Source organism: Nocardia sp. CC201C, from assembly GCF_030010695.1.
Lineage (GTDB): Bacteria > Actinomycetota > Actinomycetes > Mycobacteriales > Mycobacteriaceae > Nocardia > Nocardia otitidiscaviarum.
In genome coordinates this window covers 1-6,717 of the sequence record NZ_JASCXP010000408.1, presented here as the reverse complement: position 1 = coordinate 6,717, position 6,717 = coordinate 1, and the positions used below count along the sequence as shown (strand labels likewise).

4 protein-coding genes are annotated in these 6,717 nt (G+C 68.6%); 3 read left to right on the top strand and 1 reads right to left on the bottom strand.

The genetic code is table 11. The annotated features are described in order from the left end of the window. The first annotated feature begins 105 nt into the window (after positions 1-105). On the top strand, positions 106-924 hold the full coding sequence (locus QK444_RS30005; protein WP_282785483.1) for an MIP/aquaporin family protein: 819 nt from the start codon (positions 106-108) through the stop codon (positions 922-924). A gap of 88 nt (positions 925-1,012) precedes the next feature. Beyond that, the gene (locus QK444_RS30000) at positions 1,013-2,437 is read left to right on the top strand and encodes a WGR domain-containing protein (RefSeq protein ID WP_282785482.1); all 1,425 of its coding nucleotides are present in this window, start codon (positions 1,013-1,015) and stop codon (positions 2,435-2,437) included. Between the two features lie 104 nt (positions 2,438-2,541). On the opposite strand, the gene QK444_RS29995 is transcribed toward QK444_RS30000, so the two are convergent. After that, entirely contained in the window at positions 2,542-2,850 is a 309-nt protein-coding gene (locus QK444_RS29995; protein WP_282785481.1) for a hypothetical protein, read from the bottom strand. A 387-nt stretch (positions 2,851-3,237) separates the two neighbouring features. Between QK444_RS29995 and QK444_RS29990 the strand changes: the two genes are divergently transcribed. After that, positions 3,238-6,588 carry a BTAD domain-containing putative transcriptional regulator gene (locus QK444_RS29990; protein WP_282785480.1) on the top strand — a complete coding sequence of 1,117 codons (3,351 nt, stop codon included), beginning with the start codon at positions 3,238-3,240 and terminating at the stop codon, positions 6,586-6,588. The last annotated feature ends 129 nt before the right edge of the window (positions 6,589-6,717 follow it).

The window sequence follows — 6,717 nt, the reverse complement described above, 5'->3', positions numbered from 1 at the left end:
CGAGATGATCGTGTGTGTTTCCAAGAGTTTGCTGAGTGAGAATCGTAGAGTCATTTCAGGCCCGGGGTCGCATCCGCGTCCCCCCGCGGATCGGAGGCTCTATTCATGGATTTCGGCACGATATTCGCGAGTGAGGCACTAGGCACAGGTATCTTGATCCTGCTCGGCGCCGGTGTTGTCGCCAATGTGTTGCTAGCCAAGTCGAAAGGCTTCGACGGCGGCTGGCTGCTCATTTCCTTCGGCTGGGGTCTCGGCGTCTTCGCGGGTGTCTATGCGGCCTACAAGACCGGCGGCCATCTGAATCCGGCCGTCACCTTCGGCAATCTGTTCGCCGGATTCGACGAATACGCGCCCGGCGTTCCGGTGAACGCGGCCAACACCCTGGCCTATCTCAGCGGCCAACTGGTGGGTGCGTTCCTCGGCGCGTGCGTGGCCTACCTCGCCTACAAACGACACTTCGACGCCGAACCCGACGAGGAGAAGAAGCTCGGGGTGTTCTCCACGGTGCCCGCCATCCGCTCCTACCCGTGGAACTTCCTCACCGAGGTGATCGCCACCTTCGTGCTGGTCTTCGTCATCGTGGCCTTCGGCAAGACCCCCAGCGGCCTGGGCCCGCTCGCCGCGGCCCTGCTGGTCGTCGGCATCGGCGCATCCCTGGGCGGCCCCACCGGGTACGCCATCAACCCGGCCCGCGACCTCGGCCCCCGTATCGCCTACGCGCTGCTGCCCACCCAGCACTCCGCCGAGGTGCCGCCCAAGGCCGTGTCGGCCGACCTCGGCGTGGGCGTCGGCGGCCACCGCGACCTGCCCGACCGCGAAACCGCCCACCGCAAGGACCCCGACTGGGCCTACGCCTGGGTGCCCGTGCTCGGCCCACTGCTGGGCGGCGCGCTGGCGGGTTTGGCCGCGCAGGTCTTCCTCTGAGGCCCGATCCGATACAACCGCAGCGAATGTCGGTGTGCCCTGCTAGCTTTCGCAGCGATTTCATCTGACGAAGGCACGGAGCTACAGCATGACCAACGGGGGCACCACCTATCTCGAGCTGTCCGAGGACAGCGGTTCGGCGCACAAGTTCTACGAAGTGGCCGTGGTGGGCACACAGGTGACCATCCGCTACGGACGCATCGGGGAGAGCGGGCAGGTGAAGGTGAGCTCGTTCGCCACGCCCGAGAAGGCGCGGGCGGCGGCGGACAAGAAGATCGGCGAGAAGCTGCGCAAGGGCTACGCCGCCGCGGTCATGGGTGCGCGCGCCGCGCGCCCGGTGGCCCGACGGGCCATCGTCAGTCAACGCTCCACCGCGAAATCCGCACCGGTACTGTGGACTTTCGATTCCGGGGCCGCAGCCTTCGGCATCTTCGTGGACGAACACCGATGCTGGGTCGGCAACGAGCGTGGGGACGTCTTCACACTGACCCCGCACGGAGAGGTCATCGGCCGCTTTCGGCTGCCCGACTCGGTGAAGTGCATCGTGGCCGACGACTTCTGGATCTACGCGGGCTGCGACGACGGCCGCGTCTACGACCTGTCGGGCAAGGTACCGCGCGCCGCCTACGATATCGCCAGCAATACCGATATCTACTGGCTCGACATCCACGACGGCCTGCTCGGCGTCTCCGACGTGCAGGGCGGACTCACCGTCATCGACCATGAGGAGCAATCGCTGTGGTCGCGGCGCAGCAACGGCGATTCCGGCTGGATGGTGCGCATCGACGACGACGGTGTGTACCACGGACATTCGGACGGCGTCACCAGGTACGACCTGGCCGGGGGCGAACGTCGGTGGCAGGTGCGCACGGGCGGCGCGGTGCTGTTCGGATGGCAGGAGAGCACGGCGGTCTACGCGGGCACCAGCCACAACCAGGTGCGCATGGTGGCCAAGGACGGGCAGGCCGAACGCACCTACCAGTGCGATGCGGCCGTATTCTCCTGCGCCACCTCGCCGGACGGCCGCTACGTGTTCGCAGGCGACAACTACTCCTCGGTCTACTGCTTCACCGCCGACGGACAGCGGCTGTGGAAGCTGGGCACCGGCTGCGGTTCGGCGTACTCCATGCAGTACCACGACCAGCGGCTGTATCTGGTCACCACCAGCGGCGCGCTGGCCTGCATCGATGTCAGCGAGGACGCCGTCCACGACGCCGAACAGGGCGTGCTGCCGCGGACGGTATCGGTCAAGGCGCCGGAGATGTCGGCTGTCACGCCCAGCGCCACCGTGGAGGTGGCTTCGGACGCGGGCAACGGCATCGTGGTGGAGTGCGTGCACGAAGGTGGCGGTCTGCGCGTGCACGTGGTGTCGCCGGGCTACCGGCCCGAGTGGAACGTGCAGTTCCCGCGCGACATTCGCGAGGCCGGAGCGCGCTATGTAGTGGACGCGGTGGCCGAATCGGGCCGCGGCGGGTTCTACCGGGTACGCGGGGACATCCGCCGCCTGAACTAGCGCTCACCCGCAGGTCAGCGGACATGCCCGCGAGCCGGAGCGACCGGTGTTCCGCCGCCACGTGACGGCGGCGCCATCGGCCTGCTCCGCCTCTCGGCGGGCCGCTACCGCGCGGTGCCGTCCTTCGGGTGCGCGGTCGGGAAGGCGACGGCCGCCATGCGGGCGGCGTGGGCGTCGCCGTGCACGAGGGTGAACGGGGCGTAATCGCGGACGTGGCCTTCGGCCCAGTCCCACAGCGCCTCGGGATCGACGGCCACGCCACGCTGCAGGATCAGCCGCCAGCCCTCGCTGCGCCGCTCCCAAATATCACCGTCTCGGTCCAGGTAGAAGCCGGAGATCTCGGGTTCCACCATGGGCATCGCCTGGTCCCGCATCACTTCGCCCCCTGTCAGCCACTCGAATCGCGTCAACATTGCTAGGACCTCCTTTGAATACTTCCCCTTGGAATTATTCGCCATCGATCTTCCGATTCACTTCCAGCCCGATTCGCCAGGCGCGTCGCGAATGGAAATAGGCGGGGGAATTTCGATGGGAGGACACCGTGGATTTCATGATCTCACGAGCTTGTGATGGATGTCATAACCCGCACGAGCGGGGGAAATATGCGCTCGACTCACCGCCGCCCACTACTGGACATGCGTTCAGATGACACCGATCCAGGGCAATTTCGAGTCCTCGAAACTGCGATAACCATTCGGCAACTATTCAGCATAGTTTTGGCATCGCTGATTTGTGGGATGATAATCCTCTTTTGAGGCGGACGACCGGTACCGCCTACCCGCGCGAGAAGGGTTTCGGCGATGGCAGGACCGCACGTCAGGGTGCTCGGACCCCTGCACATGTCCATCGACGGACGCGAGGTCCCGCTCGGCACCCCGATGCAGCGGGCCGTACTCGGCCGCCTGATCGTCGCCCGCGGCCAGGCCGTCAGCACCGAACGGCTGATCGAGGACCTCTGGGCCGGATCACCACCACCCAAGGCGGCCACCGTCCTCCAGGTCCACATCCACAATCTGCGCCGCCTCTTCGAACCCGATCGCCCCCGCCGCGCCCCGTCGAGGTTCATCGTCTCGGAATCCTCCGGCTACGCCTTGAATCTGCCGCCGGAAGCGGTGGACGCCTGGCACTTCGAGGAATTGCTGCGCGCTCATCAGGAACTGCTCAACGACGCCGACCAGCGCGCCGACACCCGCGACCGCAGCCACCTGTTGGAGAATGCGCTCGCCTGCTGGAACGGTCCGGCGTTGGAAGCGTTCATGGACACCGAATGGGCTGTGGCGGAAGCGAATCGGCTTACCGACCTGCGTCTGACCGCGGCCGAGCTGGACGCCCAGGCGAAACTGGATCTACAGCGTCCCGGCGATGTGGTCATCGAACTGCGGCAGCTGTTCGACGAGCATCCCGGGCGGGAGGAAATCGCCCGGCTGCTCGCGCTCGCGCAGTATCAGCTGGGTCAGCAATTGGAGGCACTCGCCACCATTCGCCGCTGCCGCGAATTTCTCGCCGAGGAATTCGGCGTCGACCCCGGTCCCGGGCTGCGCGTGCTGGAAACCGCCATCCTGAACCACGCCTCGAACCTGGCCGGAGCCGCCGAGCCGCCGACCACCACGACCGCCACCGCGAACGCCCCCACCACGAACGCCAGCGCGCACGCCATCGACGACGAGACCGCCGTCGGTCGCGACGGCGGCGGGATCGCGTGCGCCACGGACTATTCCGGCGAACTCGCCGAGGTGCTCGCGGTGGCCGAGGCCGCTCGTGGCGGCCGCCTGCGGCTGGCCTGGGTGACCGGGGAGGCGGGGTTCGGCAAGACCACCTTCGCCGAGTCCGCGCTGGCCCGGCTGCGCGGCAACGGCTGGACGGTCGCAGCCGGAGCCTGCCCCGAGGTGGACGGCGCACCCGTGGCCTGGGCCTGGTCGGAAGTGGTGGCCGGACTGGACACCACTGCCGCACCGGAACCGGCGGCGGATCCGTTCACCCTGTCGCGCACCGTGACCCAACTCTGCGCGAGCACCGTGGCGCCGGTCGCGCTGCTGCTGGAGGATCTGCACCGCGCCGACACCGCCACGCTGCAGGTGCTGCGGCAGGTCACCAGCTGGCTGCGCGACCAACCGGTGCTGATCCTGGTGACGCTGCGGCGCTCCGAGGGCGGCCCCGACACGCACGCCACCACGGCCGCGCTGGCCCAGCACACCGCCGCGTGGCTGGAACTCACCGGCCTGGACCGGACCGGCACCCGATCCGTCGCGCTGGCCGCGGGACTCACGGCGCTCGACGATGCCGCCCTGGACCGGATGCACCGGCGCACGGGCGGCAATCCGCTGTTCGTACGGGAATCGGCGCGACTGCTGGCCGCGGGTGGCGATCCCGACGCGGTCCCCGACGCCGTGCGCGAACTGGTCGACAGTCGCATCGCGCGGCTGCCGTTCGGTGTCGCCGAGGTGTTGCGACAGCTGTCCGTCTGGGGCGACGAGGTGGAGCTGTCCCGGCTCGCTCCGGCCGCCGGAATGCCCGAGGACGCGCTCATCGACATGGTGACGGCCGCCGAATCGGTGGGCCTGGTGCGCACCGACCGCGCGGGTCGAATCCGCTTCGAGCACAGCCTGATCCGTGACACTGTCTATCGGGGCATTCCGTCGCTGCGACGGGCGCGCATGCACTGGTCGGCGCTGGAGATCCTGGAGCGGCGGCGCCGCGACGGCCCGGCCGCGGCCGATCCGCTGCTGCTGGCCCGGCACGCCGTACTCGGTGCGAGCGCCGAGACCGCCCACCACGCCATCGACCGGGTGCGGGCGGCGGCCCGTCACTGTATGGATCACGGCATGCGCTCGGCGGCGGTGGAATTGAGCCACTCGGTCATCGAACTGCACGAGCTGGCCGGGCACGACGGCGAGCACGCCGACCGCCGCGACCGCACCGCGCTGCTCGACGCGCTCTGTGCCCTGGTGACCGCGCTGGCCGACAACGGATCTCAGCGTGACGCCCGGGCCGCCCGCGACCGGGCGTTGGAGCTGGCCGAACGGATCGGCGGCGACGAGCCGGTGATTCGGGCGCTCACCAGTTGGCGCGCACCGGTCATCTGGCCCGTTCGGGAATGGCGGGAATCGAGCGCGCACTTCTTCGAAGCCCTGTGGCGGGTACTGGATTCCGCCTCGGGTGCGGAGCGGGTGCGGTTGCTGCTGGCGGCGGCCTTCGAAATCGATGCGGAGAACCGCGAGAGCTATCACCACCTCAGCGCCCAAGCCCTCGCGGCCGCACGCACCCTCGGAGATCCCGAGTTGCTCTGCGCCGCGGTCAACGCGGTCACCTATATGGACTACGACTACGGTCCCGAGCACGCGGCGCTCACCGCGGAACTGGAAACCGTATCCACCGCAGCCGGATTCACTGAATACCAGGCGGTGGCACATCATTTGCGTTTTCGCAGCGCCTTCGCCGCCGGTGAGCTGGCCGAGGCCGATCGGCACGCCGCGCTGGCCGTAGAACTCGCCGACGAGGGACAGCTGCGGCCGCTGCTCGATATCGCCTGCTGCGCCGCGGCGAGTATGGAACTGCTGCGCGGCGATCTCGACCGGGCCGAGCAGCTGTACGGCGAATTCATCACACGCATAACGCATTCGGGCCTGACCAATGCCGCCGAGGCCGCACTGGCCGGTCGTGTCGCCCTCGCCTGGGCACGCGCCGATCTATCGGGCATGGTCGACGACCTCGCGCACGCCTACGCGGCGCTGCCGGACGTGATGTCGCACATCTACGCGATCGCGCTGGTACACGGCGGCGACCGCGACGCGGCGCGTGCGGTGTACGACGGAGCCAAGCCGCCCCAGGACGGCATCTACCCCGTCACCATGTCGGTTTTCCGCGCGGCGGCCGCGATCCAGTTCGACGACGAGGACACCATTCGCGAACTGTACGACTACCTCGTACCGCACGCGGGCAAGATCGTCGGACTGGAGATGGGCGTGGTGACGTTCGGGCCGGTGGAGGCCGTACTGGCCAGCCTGGCGGTGGCGTTGGACGATCACGAGGCCGCGCTCGCCCACGCCACCCGGGCCCGCGCCGTCCTGGACCGCGCCCGCACCGAGTTGCGGGCGGTCTCTCCGCCCCGGGTGGACGATCGCGCGACCGGCTGCCGCACGCGGGCCACGTAGGGCACACAATCCGCACCACGCCGACTGCCGACGTGCCGATTCTCCCGGATGTGCGTATTCGCCGGGAACGCGCTCTTCGACGCGATTGTCGTGATATGGCGAGCGCCCGGGGCCCCCGGCGGGGTAAAC